Raw genomic sequence first — 17,483 nt, 5'->3', positions numbered from 1 at the left:
CCCTCCTCTTCACTGTACTGTCGGCTGATCACAGCCAGGTGCTGAACCGCCGGATGTACCACGTCTTCACCAGCTGCGTAAGCGCGCAGTACGTCAGCAGGATCCCGATCAGCCACGGGAAGTAGCCCATGGGCAGCGGCTCCATCGACAGCGCGGACGCCAGCGGCGAGAACGGCAGGAAGATGCCGAGCGCCATCACCAGACCGGTCATGACCAGCACGGGAGCCGAGGCCCGGGACTGGATGAAGGGGACCTTGCGGGTGCGGATCATGTGCACGATCAGGGTCTGGGACAGCAGGCCCTCGATGAACCAGCCCGACTGGAAGAGCGTCTGGTGTGCCTCGCTGTCCGCCCCGAAGACGTTCCACATCACCAGGAAGGTGACGATGTCGAAGAGGGAGCTGATCGGGCCGATGCACAGCATGAAGCGGGCGATGCCCTTGGCGTCCCAGGTGCGCGGCTTGCGCAGGTACTCGGGGTCCATCCGGTCCCAGGGCGTGGCGAGCTGCGAGATGTCGTAGGCGAGGTTCTGTACCAGCAGGTGGATCGCCAGCATCGGCTGGAAGGGAATGAAGGCACTCGCGACCAGCACCGAGAAGACATTGCCGAAGTTCGAGCTCGCGGTCATCTTGATGTACTTGATGGTGTTGCCGAACGTGGTCCGGCCCTGCTCGACGCCCTGTTCCAGGACCATCAGGTCCTTCTCCAGCAGGATGATGTCCGCGGACTCCTTGGCGATGTCGACGGCCGAGTCGACGGAGATGCCGACGTCGGCGTCGTGCAGCGCGGCGGCGTCGTTGATGCCGTCGCCGAGGAAGCCGACGGTGTGGCCCTCGGCCTGGAGCGCCCGTACGATACGGGCCTTCTGGACGGGGTTGGTCTTGGCGAAGACCGTGGTCGTGCGGGCGAGGGCGCGCAGCTCCGGCTCGTCCATGGCATCGATCTCGCGGCCGGTGACGACGGCTCCCACGTCGATGCCGACGTCGGCGCAGACCCGGGCGGCGACGAGTTCGTTGTCGCCCGTGACGACCTTGACGGCGACGCCCTTGTCGGCGAGGGCCCCGAGGGCGGCCGCGGCGTCGGCCTTCGGCGGGTCGAGGAAGGCGAGGAAGCCGATGAGGGTGAGGCCCGTCTCGTCGTCGAGGGTGTAGGCGGTCCGCTCGGCGGTGAGCCTGCGGGTCGCGACGGCGAGGACGCGCAGGCCCTGCCGGTTGTTGTCCTCGGCCGTGCGGGTCACCTCGCGGCGCAGCTCACGGGTGAGTGCCACGTGCTTCCCGTCGTCCCTCATGTGCGTGCACAGGGCGAGGACTTCCTCGACCGCGCCTTTGGTGATGAGGATGTGCTCGTCTGCCTGGCCGGTCGTCGCGAGGCTGTTGCGGCCGAGGACGACGGACATCCGCCGGCGCGCGAAGTCGAAGGGGATCTCGTCGACCTTCGTGAAGCGGGCGTCGACGACAACCTCCTCGGCCTCGAGCACCCGGTCGATGACCGCCTGGTCCAGGAGGTTGCGCAGCCCGGTCTGGAAGTGGCTGTTGAGGTAGGCGTACTCCAGGACCTCGCCGTCCTCCTGGCCGCGCACGTCGAGGTAGCGGTCGAGAACGATGCGGTCCTCGGTCAGCGTCCCCGTCTTGTCCGTGCACAGCACGTCCATGGCGCCGAGGTTCTGGATGGCGTTGAGCCGCTTGACGACGACCTTGCGCCGGGACATGGCGACCGCGCCGCGCGCCAGGTTGGTGGTGACCACCATGGGCAGCATCTCGGGGGTGAGCCCGACGGCGACGGCGAGCGCGAACATGAAGGCCTCGTCCCAGTCGCCCTTCGTGAAGCCGTTGACGGCGAAGACGACGGGGACCATGACGAGCATGAAGCGGATCAGCAGAAAGCTGACCTTGCGTACGCCGGTGTCGAAGCCGGTCTGCGGGCGCTCACCGGCCAGGGAGCCGGCCATCGAGCCGAAGTAGGTGTCCTGGCCGGTCGCGACGACGACGCCGGTGGCCGCGCCGGAGGTGACGGAGGTGCCCATCAGGGCGAGGTTGTCGGCCTCCACCGGGTCGTTCGTCAGGGTCTGGCCGTCGTCGGGGAGCCGGGTGTCGGCCTTGGCGACGGGCAGCGACTCGCCGGACAGTGCGGCCTGGCTGACCATGAGGTCCTTGGCGGTCAGCAGCCGCAGGTCGGCGGGGACGAGGTCGCCGGCCGCGAGCCGGACGATGTCGCCGGGGACGACCTGGTCCATGGGGATCTCGACAGTGGCCGGCGCGTCACCGCGGCCGGCCCGGCGCACCACGGCGCAGGTCGTGGTGACCAGGGCCCGCAGGGCGGCGGCGGAGCGGCCCGAGCGGTACTCCTGCCAGAACCGCAGCAGCCCGCTGACCAGCACCATCGTGCCGAGGATGGCGATGCCGGGGTCGAAGGGCTCGGTGTCGGCGACCTGGAGCCACTGCCAGAGCATGACGGCGTCCAGAACGACGAGGACGAGGATGAAGGGGTTCCCGTAGGCCTTCGCGAGCTGGACGAACCAGCGCGGGGCGCGCTCGTGCGCGACGACGTTGGCGCCGTGCCGCTCCAGACGGTCGGTGGCTTCGTCGTGCCGCAGCCCCTGGGCGGTGGCGTGGACGTCGCGCAGGACCCGGGCGGCCGGGCGGCCGCTGACCTCGGCGAGGCGCTCGCCGACGAGGCGGGTACGGGCCTCCGTTTCGGCGGCCTTGCGGTCGCGGCGGGTACGGCCCGGCGGTGCGAGCTTCTGAGGGGTGAGGGTGGTGTTGGTCATGCCGAAACCTCTCTCCGGGCACACGGGCAAACGGGCAAACGGGCACGACGGCATGGCGTCATAGCAGGATGCCGACATGGCGAAATCGCGGCATGGCGCAGCCCGGCCGCGGCACGGAAAAGTGCGGGTGAACGCGCAGCGGAATGCGCGGGAAGTATTTCCGGCGGACAGGGGCGGAATTACCCCGGAGCGCCGGTGAAAGGAAAGGGCGAAACGCCGGAAAGGCCGGTGAAGGGAGTTACCACGCAACAGCGCCCGCGGCAAGGGCCGAAGGGCAGCGGTTCACCGAAGGGCCCGGGCGGGCGGGCCGGTCCGCACGATCGGTGCTGGAGTCAGCGGGTCCGAAGTCAGCGGTTCGGGGACGCGAACGGCATTCTGTGGCGAGGACTTCCCTCGGGACTCCGACTGGTCATCCCGATCACCTCCTCGCTCGTACGGACACAGCGCAGGTGCCGCGGCGGATATTCACGCGCATTGCGGCCGGGGGCGGCACCTTCGAGACCCAGCTTGCCATACGTGACGGGTGTTCTGTCCATGGGGAGGCAATAGGCGGGCAAATTCCGGGCGGCCGCCGCGGGGATATGGACCGGGGAATGCGACGGGGCGGCACCGGCCGCCGCGATCGCGGTGACGGGTGCCGCCCCGGGGGCAGGAGGGCCGGGCTCAGGGAGTGAGCAGCGGGGTCCAGGTGCCGAGGGCCGAGCCCGTGGTGTTGTCGTAGAGCGAGGACTCGCCGTCGGACCAGCGGACGACGAGGTCGTCCCGGCGGCCGCCGGTAGTGAAGTCACCGGCGACCATGACGGCGGGCTGCCAGGAGGCGTTGGGAGCCTGGAGGCGGGTGCCCGAGAGCGCGGAGCCGGAGAGGGCGAAGCTGCCCAGCGAGCCGTCGGCCCAGCGGACCATCAGGTTCGAACGGTCCTGGCCCGCGGGCTGGGCGCTCGCGAGGGCGATGGAGTTCCTCCAGAACGAGCCCTTGTCCGCGAGGCGGCGCTCGGCGCCGAGCCCGGAGGAGCTCACGCCCGGGTAGAGGCTGAGTCCGCCGTCGGCCCAGCGGACCACGAGGTCCGAGGCCTTGTCCGTGGAGTTGAACTTGCCCGCGGTGATCTGGGTGGCGTACTTCCAGGGTGTGGAGCCGGCCGGGGCGAGGGTGTACTCCTTGCCGAAGCCCGCCGGGTCGCCGTCCGCGAAGAGGCTGACCTTGCCGTTGTTCCAGCGCACCACCAGGTCGGAGCGGTTCGAGCCGGTGAAGTCGCCGGCGGTGACGGCCTCGGCGCGGCTCCAGAAGCTGCCCGCCTTGGCGAGCGTCTTCTCGGAGCCGAAGCCGCCCTTGCCGTCGCCGGGGTAGAGGCTGACCTCGCCGTCGCTCCACAGCGTCAGCAGGTCGTCGCGCCCGTCGCCGGTGTAGTCGCCGGAGGCGAGGTGCTTGGCGTGCCGCCAGGTCGAGGCGGCACCGGGCAGCCGGTTGGCCGTGGACTGCGGCCGGTAGGCGCCGCCGTCGCGGGCGGGCGTACGGTCGGCGACCGCGTCCTGGTAGAGGGCCTGGATCTGGCGGTCGTAGACCGGGGAGTAGTTCACCCAGTGGTCGCCGGCCTTGTTGCCGCCCCCGTAGTAGCCGCCGAGGTTGCCGATGACGTCGCCGGTACGGGACTTGGCGTCGTAGTTGGCGATCCACGGGCTGCCGGAGACGCCGCCGTAGTAGCCGCCGCACCGCATCTCGACCTGGCGGTAGCCCGCGAGCCGCTTGGTCGGCACGGTGCAGCTGATGGCCCGCTGGTCGGGGTTGTTCGAGACGGGATAGCCCGTGACCGTGACCGTGCTGGTCCAGCGGGGCGTGGGGGTCAGCCGGAGGGAGCCGGTGAGGTCCTGCACCCGGGCGCCCTTGGCGTTGGGGCCGACGCGGATGAAGCCGAAGTCGAGGTCGGAGTCGGCGCCGGTGCTGTTGGAGCTGTAGCGCGGGTCGGTGAAGACACGCTGCACCGGGAAGACGCCGAACGGCTGGTGGGCGGCGTCCTTCCCCTTGCGGTACTGCGGAATGAAGATGCTCTTGGTGCTGACCCCGCCCTTGGCGCAGTGCCCGGCGGTCAGGACGAGGTTGCGGCCCGCGCTCTGGACGACGCTCGCGGTGCAGTAGGTGTTGCCGCTCGGGCCGCCCGCGGCGAAGAACGTGCCCACCATGGGTATGCCGTCGCCGTACTTGCCCTGGGGGGTGCCGGAGGGGGCCGCGGCGGCCGTCAGCGCGGGCGCGCCGAGCGCGGGGGCGGAGGACCGGGGGGCGCCCGCGGTCCTGCCGGCGGACCCTGCCGCCTTGCGACCCGCCTCGACGGGCTTGGCGGCGGCCAGCCGCTCTGCGGTCCAGTAGTTCTCGACGCTCGTGTCACGAGGGGCCGGAGCCGCGGTCGCCGCGGTCGCGACGGCGGTCGTTCCGCACGCGGCCATGCACAGGGCCACGGCGAGGGTCCGGGACCATCTGGAAGATGACAAAGTGACTCTCTGGGATAGAGGAAACGAAAGGTGTGGGGCATGTTTTCACACGTCCCACACACCCAGCTCCGCCGGTCCCGGAACCTCCAATTCCGATCCGCGCACCGGCCTGGGACATCTTTCGGCCATGCATGAGCCGTGCGTGATACCCCGTCAGTTCCGTTGCCCAGCCCGCCCTCAGGCCACCGAACCCAGCCGCTCCGGCCCGCCCCGCGGTTCGTGGTGGATGGGGGTGTGCGCGCCGGTGAGGGGCACGCCGGAGCCGCCGCGGCGGCTCGCGACGATCTCGGCGGCGATGGACAGGGCCGTCTCCTCGGGCGTACGCGCCCCGAGGTCGAGCCCGATCGGCGAGCGCAGCCGGTCCAGCTCCCGTTCGCCCACGCCCACCGCGCGCAGCCGGTCGAGCCGGTCCTCGTGGGTGCGCCGCGAGCCCATCGCCCCGACGTAGGCGACGGGGAGCCGGAGCGCCCGCTCCAGCAGCGGTACGTCGAACTTCGCGTCGTGCGTCAGGACGCACAGGACGGTACGGGCGTCGAGCTCCTGAGCGTCGAGGTAGCGGTGCGGCCACTCGACGACGACCTCGTCCGCCGCCGGGAACCGTCCGGCGGTGGCGAAAACCGGTCGGGCGTCGCACACCGTGACGTGATACCCGAGGAACTTCCCGACTCCGGCCAGGGCGGCGGCGAAGTCGATGGCCCCGAAGACGATCATGCGGGGCGGTGGCACGCTGGACTCGACCAGCAGGACCACCGGCTCCCCGCAGCGTGAGCCGTCCGCGCCGATCCCGACCGTTCCGGTGCGGCCCGCGTCGAGCAGGGCGGCCGCCTCCTCGGCGGCGGTACGGTCCAGCATCCCGTGGCCGCCGAGGGTGCCGGTGCGGGTGCCGTCGGGCCGTACGAGCAGCGCCCGGCCGACCATCTCGGCCGGGCCCGCGACCACGCGCGCGAGAGCAGCCGTCTCACCACGAGCGGCGGCGGCCAGCGCGGCGCCGAGCGTACCGACGACGCTCTCCGGGGCACTCCCCTCTTCGGCGCACCCGCCGGACGACCGGACCGGGGTGACGAGGATGTCGATGACGCCACCACAGGTCAGGCCCACGGCGAAGGCGTCCTCGTCCGAATAGCCGAAGCTGCTGAGGACGCTCTCACCGCTCACCAGCGCCTCTTGGCACAGTTCGTAGACCGCGCTCTCCACGCACCCGCCGGAGACCGACCCGATCGCCTCGCCGTCGGCGTCGACGGCGAGGGCGGCGCCGGGCGGCCGGGGGGCGCTGCCGTGGGTGGCGACCACGGTGGCGACGGCGAAGTCGCGGCCCCGCTCGCACCACCGGTGCAGCTCCTCGGCGATGTCCAGCATGGCGGTCTCCTTACGGGGTGCGGGCCACGGGCGTTATTTCACACCCAGCCAATTCTCGATGGGACGGAGGGCGAAGTAGGCGACGAAGACGACGGTCAGTGCCCACATGAAGGCACCGGGCTCGCGCCACTTGCCCTGGGCGGCCTTGATGGCGGTGTAGGCGATGACGCCCGCCCCGACCCCGGCGGTGATGGAGTAGGTGAAGGGCATCAGCACCACGGTGAGGAAGACCGGGATCGCCACCGCCCGGTCGTTCCAGTCGATGTGTCTGGCGTTGCTCATCATCATCGCCCCGATCACCACCAGAGCCGCGGCAGCGACTTCACCGGGAACCACGCGCGTCACCGGGGTGAAGAACAGGCAGGCGGCGAAGAACAGGCCGGTCACCACGGACGACAGCCCGGTCCGGGCGCCCTCGCCGACCCCGGTGGCCGACTCGATGAAGACGGTCTGGCCCGACGCCCCGGAGACCCCGCCGATGGCGCCGCCCGCGCCGTCGACGAACAGTGCCCTGCTGAGGCCCGGCATCCGGCCCCGGTCGTCGGCGAGCTTCGCCTCGGTGCCGACTCCGATGATGGTGGCCATCGCGTCGAAGAAGCCGGCCAGCACCAGTGTGAAGACGACCATGGTGACGGTCATGGCGCCCGCCGAACCCCAGCCGCCGAACTCCACCCGCCCGAAGAGGGAGAAGTCCGGCATGGACACGGCGCTGCCCTTCAGCTCGGGCGGGCCGCTCCGCCAGGCCTTGGGGCCGAGGTCCACGGCGGCGTTGACGACGACCGCGAGGACCGTGCCGGAGACGATGCCGATGAGGATCGCGCCGGGCACCTCGCGGGCCTGCAGCATGAAGACGATCAGGAGCGTGACGCAGAAGATCAGCACGGGCCAGCCGGCGAGCTCTCCGGCCGGGCCCAGGGTCACCGGCCCGCCGCCCGTGGAAGCGTGCACGAAACCGGCTTTGACCAGGCCGATCAGGGCGATGAACATGCCGATGCCCATGGTGATGGCGTGCTTGAGGGCCAGCGGGATGGCGTTCATGATCAGCTCACGCAGGCCGGTGAGGACCAGGAGCACGATCACCACCCCGTACATCACACACATGCCCATCGCCTGCGGCCACGTCATGTGCGGGGCGACCTGGGTGGAGAGCACGCCGGAGACGCCGAGCCCGGCGGCCAGCGCGAGCGGCACCTTGCCCACGAAGCCCATGAGCAGGGTGGACAGGGCCGCGGCGAAGGCGGTGGCGGTGATGAGGCCCGCGTGGCTCAGCGTGTGGTTCGAGGCGTCCGGGCCGGAGAGGATCAGCGGGTTGAGCAGCAGGATGTAACACATCGCCATGAAGGTCGTGATGCCGCCGCGTATCTCGCGGGCGACGGTGGACCCGCGATGGCTGATGTGGAAGTACCGGTCGAGCCAGGACCGTCCGGCGGACGGCCGCGAGCCCGCGCCCGCGTCCTCCGCCGTGGTCACCGGCTCCAGGGATGACTGGGTCATGAATGCCTACTCCCAAACTGCGGGGGTCTGGGGGTCGCCCCCCAGACGGTGCTGTACAGGGGCACCCACGCGAGCGTGGGATTTGGGATGTTCATGGCTGCACGACCCGGGGGACGGCCCGAGACGAACGGGTACCGCGGCGGCTCCTGGGGGGCGCGGGGCCGGGGCGATGTTAGGGGGGCGAGTGCCGTACGCGCCGCACCTCGAGGTGCGGCGCGTACGGCGGGTCAGGTCCCGGTGAGGTGTTCGGGACGCACCGGGACCCGGTTCAGCGCCAGGCCCGTCGCCGCGCGGATCGCGGAGACGACGGCCGGCGTCGAGGACAGGGTGGGCGCCTCGCCGACTCCGCGCAGCCCGTAGGGGGCGTGGTCGTCGGCCAGTTCGAGCATGTCGACCGGGATGGTCGGGGTGTCGAGGATGGTGGGGATCAGATAGTCGGTGAAGGAGGGGTTGCGTACCTTCCCGTCCTTCGCGACGACGATCTCCTCCATGACCGCGAGGCCGAGGCCCTGGGTGGTGCCGCCCTGGATCTGGCCGACCACGGACTGCGGGTTGAGTGCCTTGCCGACGTCCTGGGCGCAGGCCAGCTCGACGACCTTGACCAGGCCCAGCTCGGTGTCGACCTCGACGACCGCGCGGTGGGCGGCGAACGAGTACTGCACATGGCCGAAGCCCTGGCCGGTGACCAGGTCGAAGGGCTGGGTGGGGCGGTGGCGCCACTCCAGCTCGATGTCGACGGCCTCGTCGCCGAGGACGTCGGCGAGGTCGGCGAGGACCTCCCCGCCGTCGGTGACGACCTTGCCGCCCTCCAGGAGGAGTTCGGCGGAGGCCCACGCCGGGTGGTACGTGCCGAATTTGGCCCTGCCCAGCTCCAGGACGCCGGCCCGCACCGCCTCGCAGGCGTGTTTGACCGCGCCACCGGTGACGTACGTCTGGCGGGAGGCGGAGGTGGAGCCGGCCGAGCCGACACGGGTGTCGGCCGGCTGGATGGTCACCTGGCTGACGCCCAGTTCGGTACGGGCGATCTGGGCGTGCACGGTGACGCCCCCCTGGCCGACCTCGGCCATCGCGGTGTGCACGACCGCGACGGGCTGTCCGGCGACGACCTCCAGACGTACCCGGGCGGTGGAGTAGTCGTCGAAGCCCTCCGAGAAGCCGACGTTCTTTATGCCGACGGCGTAGCCGACACCCCGGACGACGCCCTCGCCGTGCGTGGTGTTGGACAGCCCGCCGGGCAGCGCCCGTACGTCGACGGAGCCGCCAGGGCTGTCCGGTGAGCCCGCGCTGAGCCACTGCCGCTCGGGCGGCAGCGGCATCGCCTTGACCCGGCGCAGCAGTTCGGCGACCGGGGCCGGGGAGTCGACGATCTGGCCGGTGGGCATGACCGCCCCTTGCTCCATGGCGTTGCGACGGCGGAACTCGACGGGGTCCAGGCCCAGTTCGGCGGCGAGCTTGTCCATCTGCGCCTCGTAGGCGAAGCACGCCTGCACTGCCCCGAAGCCGCGCATCGCGCCGCAGGGCGGGTTGTTGGTGTAGAGCGCCAGGGCCTCGATGTCGACGTTGTCCACGACGTACGGGCCGGCGGAGAGCGAGGCGGCGTTGCCGACGACGGCCGGGGAGGAGGAGGCGTACGCGCCGCCGTCCAGCACGATGCGGCAGGTCATGTAGAGGAGCTTGCCGTCCCTGGTCGCCCCGTGCTCGTAGTGGAGCTTGGCGGGGTGGCGGTGGACGTGACCGAAGAAGGACTCGAAGCGGTTGTAGACGATCTTGACGGGTTTGCCGGTGCGCAGCGCGAGCAGGCACGCGTGGGCCTGCATGGACAGGTCCTCGCGGCCGCCGAAGGCGCCGCCGACACCGGAGAGCGTCATGCGCACCTTGTCCTCGGGCAGGCCGAGGACGGGGGCGAGTTGGCGGAGGTCGGCGTGCAGCCACTGGGTGGCGATGTAGAGGTCGACGCCGCCGTCCTCGGCGGGCACGGCGAGCCCGGACTCGGGGCCCAGGAACGCCTGGTCCTGCATGCCCACCTCGTAGTCGCCGGAGACGACGACGTCCGCGCGGGCCTTCGCGGCGGCGACGTCGCCGCGGACGACGGGCTGCCGGTGGACGATGTTGGGGTGCGGGACATGACCGGCGTGGTCGTCGTGGCGGCCCGGGTGGAGCAGCGGGGCGCCGGGGCCGGTGGCGCTCTCCTCGTCGGTGACGACGGGGAGTTCGGCGTACTCGACCTTGATCTTGGCGGCGGCGCGGCGGGCGGTCTCGGGGTGGTCGGCGGCGACGAGGGCGACGGGCTCGCCGTGGTAGCGGACGACGCCGTCGGCGAGGACGGGGGTGTCCTTGATCTCCAGTCCGTAGCGGGTCTCGGCGGGCAGGTCGGCGTGGGTCATGACGGTCTCGACACCGGCGGTGGCCAGCGCTCCGGCGATGTCGACCGAGACGATCCGGGCGTGGGCGTGGGGGCTGCGGAGGGTGAAGCCCCAGAGCATGTCCTCGTGCCACAGGTCCGAGGCGTAGGCGAACTCTCCGGTCACCTTGAGGGTGCCGTCGGGGCGGAGGGTGGACTCGCCGATGCCGCCTTTGGTGCGGCTGCCCTGGGTGAGGCTGGTGGGGGTGCGCGTGACGGCCATCCTCAGACCGCCTCTTCGGTGCGGTCCGCGCGGGCCGCCGCGAGGCGTACCGCGTCGAGGATCTTCTCGTAGCCGGTGCAGCGGCACAGGTTGCCCGAGAGTGCCTCGCGGATGTCCGCGTCGGAGGGCTGGGCGTTGCGCTCCAGCAGTTCGTCGGCGGCGACGAGGAGGCCCGGAGTGCAGAACCCGCACTGGACCGCGCCCGCGTCGATGAAGGCCTGCTGTACGGCCGAGAGTTCGGTGGCGGGCGGGCCCGGCGGCCGGGCCTGCCAGCGCTGGGCCTCGTCGATGCTCGTGCCGCCCTGCGCGGTGCCCGCCCGGTCTCCTGCCGAGCGCCGCTCGGCGTAATCGGCGAGCCCTTCGACGGTGTCGACGGCGCGGCCCTCCACCTGGCCGGCCGCCACCAGACACGCACAGACCGGGAGGCCGTCGAGGCGGACCGTGCAGGACCCGCACTCGCCCTGCTCACAGGCGTTCTTGGAGCCGGGCAGGCCCAGCCGCTCGCGCAGGACGTACAGGAGGCTCTCGCCCTCCCAGACGTCGTCGGCCTCCTGCGGCCGGCCGTTGACCGTGAAATTCACGCGCATGATGCGCTCCTCTCGTTTCCACGGTACGCGTCCCAGGTCCAGCCGAGGGTGCGGCGGGCCATGACGGCCACCGCGTGCCTGCGGTACTCGGCGCTGCCGCGCACGTCGTCGATCGGGTTGCAGGCGCCGGCGGCGAGTTGGGCGAACTGCCGGGCGACGGACGGGGTGATGATCCGCCCGGAGTCCCAGAAGCCGCCCTCGTCGAGCGCCGCCTGGAGGAAGTCCTCCGCCACCCGGGCCCGGACGGGGGTGGGCGCGGCCGAGCCGATGCCGGTCCTGACCGTGCGGGTCTCGGGGTGCAGGGCGAGGCCGAAGGCGCAGACGGCGATGACCATGGCGTTGCGCGTGCCGACCTTGGAGAAGGCCTGCGGTCCGTCGGCCCTGCGGATGCGGACGGCCCGGATCAGTTCGTCGGGCTCCAGGGCGTTGCGCTTGACCCCGGTGAAGAACTCCTCGACCGGGATGAGACGGGTGCCGCGCACGGACTCCGCCTCGACGTCGGCTCCCGCCGCCAGCAGCGCGGGGTGCGCGTCGCCCGCCGGTGAGGCCGCGCCGAGGTTGCCGCCGACGCTGCCGCGGTTGCGGATCTGCGGGGAGCCGACGGTGTGCGAGGCGAGCGCGAGGCCGGGCAGCTCCGCGCGCAGGTGCTCCATGATCTGTGCGTAGGGCACGGCGGCGCCGAGGCGGACGTCGCGGTCGCCGACCTGCCATTCGTAGAGTTCGCCGATGCGGTTGAGGTCCAGCAGGTACTCCGGCCGGCGGTGGTCGAAATTGATCTCGACCATCACGTCCGTACCACCCGCGATGGGCACAGCCGTGGGGTGCTCCGCCTTGGCGGCGAGAGCCTCCTCCCAGCTGGCAGGGCGCAGGAAGTCCATGGATGTTCTCTTCTCGAGTCTCGAGGGCGCTGCGAGGGGGGTGGCGCTGGGGAGCAATTCATGTCCTGTTCACGCGGAGTGGGCCAAGTACACAGAGGTGCGGGGGCCCGGGTGCAGTCACCGAAACCATGAAGCGGTTGGCTGGCCGTGGCCCATGTCTTGTAGATTCGAACGAAAGACGGGGTTCGGAAACCTCACGGCATTCCACTGGATACAACAAGACAGATCGGCGGCGACCACGATGCGGCTGCGCGCACTGCTGGAGACGGATGCGCTGGGCCTTCGGCTGCTCGGCGGCGAGGACGAGCTGGACCGCACCGTGCGCGGCGTGATGACCACCGACCTGCGGGATCCGAGCCGGTATCTGTCCGGTGGCGAGCTGGTGCTCACCGGGCTGGCCTGGCGGCGCGATCCGGAGGACTCCGAGCGGTTCGTCCGGATCCTGGCGGCGGCCGGGGTGGCGGGGCTCGCGGCGGGCGAGGCGGAGATGGCCTCGACCCCCGACGACCTGGTGCTGGCCTGCGCGCGGCACCGGATGCCGCTGTTCTCCGTCGACGAGGACGTGTCCTTCGCGTCCATCACCGAGCACGTCGTGCGGCAGGTCTCCGGCGAGCGGGCCGGTGATCTGGCGGCGGTCGTGGACCGGCACCGCCGGCTGATGACCGCGGGCCCGGCGGGCGGCGGCCCCGAGGTGGTCCTCGATCTGCTCGGCTCCGACCTGGACCTGCGGGCCTGGGTGCTCTCCCCCAGCGGCCGCCCCATCGCGGGCTCCTCGCTGGCGGGGGCCGGGCCCGCGCTGCCCGCCGCGGTCAGCGCCACCCTCGCGGGCGAGCACCTGGCCGCCTCGCGCACGGGCCGGCGCGGCCCGCACCGCGTCACCGCCGCCGGTGCCACGTACTCGCTGTTCCCCATTCGCAGCAGTGGCCGCGACCTGCGCGAGACGGTCCTCTCCGACTGGCTGCTGGCCGTCGAGGCGGACGCCGGGGACTGGCCGGAGGAGCGGCTGGACCTGCTGCACGGCGTCACCCAGCTGATCGCCGTCGAGCGCGACCGGCGGGAGGCGGCCCGTACGGTACGGCGCCGGCTCGCGCAGGAAGTGCTCGAACTGGTCCAGACAGGTGCCGCCCCGGCGGAGATCGCGGCCCGGCTGCGGGTGGCCGCCCCGGTGCTGCTGCCCGGTCTGGGCACGGCCCCGCACTGGCAGATCGTGGTGGCCCGGGTCGAGTGGGAAGGCGGCGACATCCCCGGCGGGCCGGTCGCCCAGGCCCTGCTGGAGGAGGTGCTGGTCGACCCCGACGCGATCGGTCCCGACCCCTCCGACCGCATCGCCGTCGCCCACACGGGCGACGAGGCGGTCGCGCTGGTGCCCCTGCCCTCCGTCCCCCCGGTGCCTTCCGTGCCCTCGGACGCCGACGCGGAGGACACGGCGGCCGTCACCGGTCTGCACGCCGACGCGCTCCTCGCCGCGATCCGCGAGCCCCTCTCCCGGGGCCTCGCCGACGACGGCCGTCTGACGCTGGGCGTCAGCGCGGCCGTGCACTCCGCGGAGGGGCTGCGCGGCGCCCTGGAGGAGGCCCGCCACGCCCGCCGTGTGGCGGCGGCCCGCCCCGGCCGCGTCTGCGCCGCGGGCCACCAGGAGCTGGCCTCCCACGTCCTGCTGCTCCCCTTCGTCCCCGACGACGTCCGCCGCGCCTTCACCGCCCGTCTGCTGGACCCGCTGCGCGACTACGACCGCCGTCACCGTGCCGAGCTGATCCCGACCCTGGAGGCGTTCCTCGACTGCGACGGGTCCTGGACCCGCTGCGCGACGCGTCTGCACCTGCATGTGAACACCCTGCGCTACCGGGTGGGCCGGATCGAGCAACTGACGGGCCGCGATCTGTCGCGCCTGGAGGACAAGCTGGACTTCTTCCTGGCCCTGCGGATGAGCTGACGCACCTCGGCGCGGCCGTCACACCCGACCCAGGTGCCGCAGGTAGTCCGCCCGGTTGAGGGGGTCGGCGCCGGTGCGGACGCGTGCCGGGGGTTCACCCGGGTGGGGGCGGTCGGTGGTGGGTGCCGCCCACCAGGCGGCCTCGCCCCGGGTGAGGCCCGGCAGTCGGCGTTCGACCTCGGCCGCGCGGCCCGCCGGGACGACACCCGTCACGAGCCAGGAGTCCGTGCCGCCCGAGGTGGCGCGGATCTCCGCCCCGACCGCGGCCAGCGCGGCCGTCACCGCGCTCAAGGCATCGAGCGGCAGCTCCAGTTCGTAGGCGAGACACGGTTCGTACACCCGGGTGCCGGCCGCCGCGAGAGCGCGCATCAGGACCAGCGGGGTCAGGGAGCGGAAGTCGGCGGCGGTGCTCACGGGGCCGATGAAGCCGGAGCGGGTCAGGGTGACGACGCAGTCGGTGACCTGCCAGCCGTGCAGACCCTGGGTGAGGGTGCGGGTGACCGTCTCCTCGATGGCACGGTCGAAGGCGAGCGGGAGGGCACCGAGCTCGGTGTCGCGGCGGAACTCCGTGCCCGAACCCGGCGCGCCCGGCGCGACGCGCAGCCCGACCGTGGCCCAGAAGACATGGCCGCCGTGCCGGTCGATCTCCTCGTACGCCTCCCCGGTCCCCACCGGCCGCTCCCGGTACACCGCGCGGCTCGGCTCGAACAGGGCGTCGACGCCGAACTCCGTGCTCAGCGTCGCCGCGACGATCTCCTTCTGCACCTCGCCGTAGAGCAGTACCGAGGTGCCACCGCCCGGCAGGGCGCGGGTGCCGATCAGCGGGTCCTGGTCGGCGAGGGCGGTCAGTGCGGAGTGCAGCCGGGCCGCGTCGCCCGGGCGGACGGGCCGGACGACGGTCTCCAGGCTCGGCGGCGCGAAGTGCGGCTCCGCGTCCCCCGCCGGCACGGCCCCGAGCCGGTCCCCGACGCGGACCCCCGGCAGACCCCGGATCCGCGCGATGCCGCCCGCGGTGAGCGGCTCCGCGGCCGGGGCTCCGACGACCTTCAGTCCGGTGATCCGGCCGGTGTGCTCCCCCGGCGTCCCGTCCGCCTCCCGCCGGCGCAGGGTGACGCGCTCCCGCTCGGACAGCTCGCCCGCGAACAGCCGCAGATACGCGGTCTTCTCCCCGCCGGCGCCGCGCTCGACGGCGAACACCGTGCCGCTCGCCCCGGCGTCCCCGTCCCGGCCGGCCGCGGGTGCGGGCGGCAGCAGGGACGCGATGCCGTCCAGCAGCGCGTCCACGCCCTGCCCGGACAGCGCCGAGCCGAAGAAGACCGGGTACGCCAGGCCGCGCCCGGTGCGGTCGGCCAGGGCGGACGCCAGATCGCGGGCGGTGGGAGCGCGCCCGGCGACGAGGTCCGCGAGGAGCGCGTCGTCGCCCTCGGCCAGGGATTCCGCCACCAGTTCGCGGAAGTCCGGGTCGGCGAGCGAGCCCGGGACCGTGCGGGCGGCGGGCGTACCGAGGTCACGGACGGTGCCCATGGGGACGATGTGCGGAGTGAGCCGGTGGCGGACGTCGGCCAGCAGTCCGGCCTCGCGGGCGCCCGCGCGGTCGGTCTTGTTGACGAACACCAGCGTCGGCAGCCGCAACCGCCGCAGGGTCTTCATCAGCACGCGCGTCTGCGCCTGCACGCCCTCCACGGCGGACAGCACGAGCACCGCGCCGTCGAGCACGCCGAGGGCGCGCTCCACCTCGGCGATGAAGTCGCTGTGGCCGGGGGTGTCGATGAGGTTGACCCGCAGATCGCCGAGGGTGAAGGGGGCGACGGCGGTGCGGATGGTGATGCCGCGGCGGCGTTCGAGCTCGCCGGTGTCGGTGCGGGTGCTGCCGTCATCGACACTGCCGAGCCGGTCGATGGCACCGGTGTCGAAGAGCAGGCGCTCGGTGAGACTGGTCTTACCGGCGTCGACGTGCGCCAGGATGCCGATGTTGAGCGTGCGGTGCTGCGGAGTACGCATGGGCGAAGAAGTCCTCGGGAACAGTCGTCCGGTCAGGGCGCTGGGGGTTTCCGAGGCTTCGGCGCATGTACGTGACTCCCGTGTCGTGTGCGGTGGGGCGCCGTCGGCACGGTGTGCGGCGGCGCGCCGTCATCCTGCCAGGGCACCACACCGGAATCGAGGCATTTTCCGTCCGGCCCGGCCGGAACCCGCCCCGGCGGCGGACGCCCGCCGGCACAGCCGCCGTCGGCTGCTCGCACGGCATTCGAACACCCCGCCGCCGCGCCCGCGGCGGGGCCATGGCCTGCGATCTCTTCGGTAACCTGCCGCTACCGCTGGGAGTCGCGGGACACGAGGGTGCGACAACCCTCTTCGGACGCAACGGACTTCGGCCGCCGCGCGAGCACGCAGGACGGCCGTGGACCGTCCACGGGTTTGTGAACTGGTTCACACCTGACCCTTGGCCGCGCCCGGGTCCGCGTGCTGAGATGCGGGCACGGCTTCCAGCTCGACGGCGCGCTTGGGGAGGGCACTGTGGCGGATACCGCCATGCGGAATTCTGGGTTGTCGGAGCCATGGGGACCACAAGGACCGGACCCGCAAGGGAACGATCCACTCGAACGAGCCGTGTGGCGACTGCGGTCGCGCGCCTGCTGGGAGGACGCCGCAGCGCTCCTCGCCCCGCGTGCCGCGGCGGAGGCGGGGGTGGCGCTGCGGCGCACGGCGGTGCTGATCGAGCGGTGCGTGTTCACGGCGCAAGGATGGGGGGAAGCCGAGGACGCGCTGCGGTCGGCGGAAGCCCTGGCCACGGACGACGAGGAACGCGGGGCGGCGGCCTGCGAGCGGGGGCATCTCGCCTACGCGTCCACCCTTTTGGGGGTACGTGACCGGGCCGACGAGGCACGCGCCGCGCTGGGCCGGGCGGCCGCGCTGCTCGGGCCCGGCTCGCCGACCCGCCCGCAACTGGACTTCCGCCGGGGGCTCATCGCCCAGCACCTGTCCGACAACCCCTCGGACGCCACGGCCGCCTTCCAGCGCGCACACGCCGGGGCGACCGCGCACGGCCACCGGCTGCTGCTCTCCTTCACCTGGCGGCACGTGGCCGCGATGGCCGAGCACGACGGCAAGCTCACCGAGGCGCGGCACGGGTACACCGAATCGCTGCGCATCCGGGAGGAGTTGGGCTATCTGATCGGCATTGCCCCGGCGTTGGTCTCCCTGGCCGCGGTGGTCCCCGACGCGGGCGAGGCGGACCGGCTGCGCGCGGAGGCCACCCGGCTGGTCCACCTCCTCGGCGGCGTCCCGGCCTGGCTGGCGGACCGCCTCACGTCCGCGCGGGCCGCGACCGTACCCGCCCAGGGCAGACCGGATCCGGCCGTCTAG

At 72.5% G+C, this 17,483-nt stretch carries 10 protein-coding genes; 2 read left to right on the top strand and 8 right to left on the bottom strand.

The window, feature by feature from the left end:
- Nucleotides 1-28 precede the first annotated feature (28 nt).
- From mgtA to JO379_RS26540, 7 genes are all read right to left on the bottom strand, one after another.
- Nucleotides 29-2,767 carry a magnesium-translocating P-type ATPase gene (gene mgtA / locus JO379_RS26570; RefSeq protein ID WP_209517284.1) on the bottom strand — a complete coding sequence of 913 codons (2,739 nt, stop codon included), beginning with the start codon at nt 2,765-2,767 and terminating at the stop codon, nt 29-31.
- Between the two features lie 663 nt (nt 2,768-3,430).
- Nucleotides 3,431-5,248 carry an FG-GAP-like repeat-containing protein gene (locus JO379_RS26565; RefSeq protein WP_130881626.1) on the bottom strand — a complete coding sequence of 606 codons (1,818 nt, stop codon included), beginning with the start codon at nt 5,246-5,248 and terminating at the stop codon, nt 3,431-3,433.
- A gap of 177 nt (nt 5,249-5,425) precedes the next feature.
- Nucleotides 5,426-6,604: an XdhC family protein gene (locus JO379_RS26560; protein WP_209517282.1), complete on the bottom strand. Its 1,179-nt coding sequence runs from the start codon at nt 6,602-6,604 to the stop codon at nt 5,426-5,428.
- A 33-nt stretch (nt 6,605-6,637) separates the two neighbouring features.
- Nucleotides 6,638-8,098: an NCS2 family permease gene (locus tag JO379_RS26555; RefSeq protein ID WP_130881628.1), complete on the bottom strand. Its 1,461-nt coding sequence runs from the start codon at nt 8,096-8,098 to the stop codon at nt 6,638-6,640.
- Between the two features lie 227 nt (nt 8,099-8,325).
- Nucleotides 8,326-10,722, bottom strand: a complete 2,397-nt coding sequence (pucD, locus tag JO379_RS26550; protein ID WP_209517280.1) for a xanthine dehydrogenase subunit D — start codon at nt 10,720-10,722, stop codon at nt 8,326-8,328.
- 2 nt (nt 10,723-10,724) lie between these two features.
- A complete protein-coding gene (locus JO379_RS26545) occupies nt 10,725-11,309 on the bottom strand; it encodes a (2Fe-2S)-binding protein (protein WP_209517278.1) in 585 nt (194 codons plus the stop codon).
- Complete coding sequence (locus JO379_RS26540) at nt 11,300-12,187, bottom strand: FAD binding domain-containing protein (RefSeq protein ID WP_209517276.1); 888 nt, start codon at nt 12,185-12,187, stop codon at nt 11,300-11,302. The genes JO379_RS26545 and JO379_RS26540 overlap by 10 nt, the downstream gene beginning before the upstream one ends.
- A gap of 241 nt (nt 12,188-12,428) precedes the next feature.
- On the opposite strand from JO379_RS26540, the gene JO379_RS26535 reads away from it, so the two are divergent.
- Nucleotides 12,429-14,120: a PucR family transcriptional regulator gene (locus JO379_RS26535; protein WP_130881632.1), complete on the top strand. Its 1,692-nt coding sequence runs from the start codon at nt 12,429-12,431 to the stop codon at nt 14,118-14,120.
- Nucleotides 14,121-14,138: 18 nt separating this feature from the next.
- On the opposite strand, the gene otr(A) is transcribed toward JO379_RS26535, so the two are convergent.
- Entirely contained in the window at nt 14,139-16,121 is a 1,983-nt protein-coding gene (gene otr(A), locus JO379_RS26530; RefSeq protein WP_209517274.1) for a tetracycline resistance ribosomal protection protein Otr(A), read from the bottom strand.
- A 528-nt stretch (nt 16,122-16,649) separates the two neighbouring features.
- Here otr(A) and JO379_RS26525 point away from each other — a divergent pair.
- Entirely contained in the window at nt 16,650-17,483 is an 834-nt protein-coding gene (locus JO379_RS26525) for a hypothetical protein (RefSeq protein WP_130881634.1), read from the top strand.

This window comes from Streptomyces syringium (genome assembly GCF_017876625.1).
Classification (GTDB): Bacteria; Actinomycetota; Actinomycetes; order Streptomycetales; family Streptomycetaceae; genus Streptomyces; species Streptomyces syringius.
Note: the sequence above shows the minus strand (reverse complement) of the source record. Positions and strands in the feature narration are given on the sequence as shown.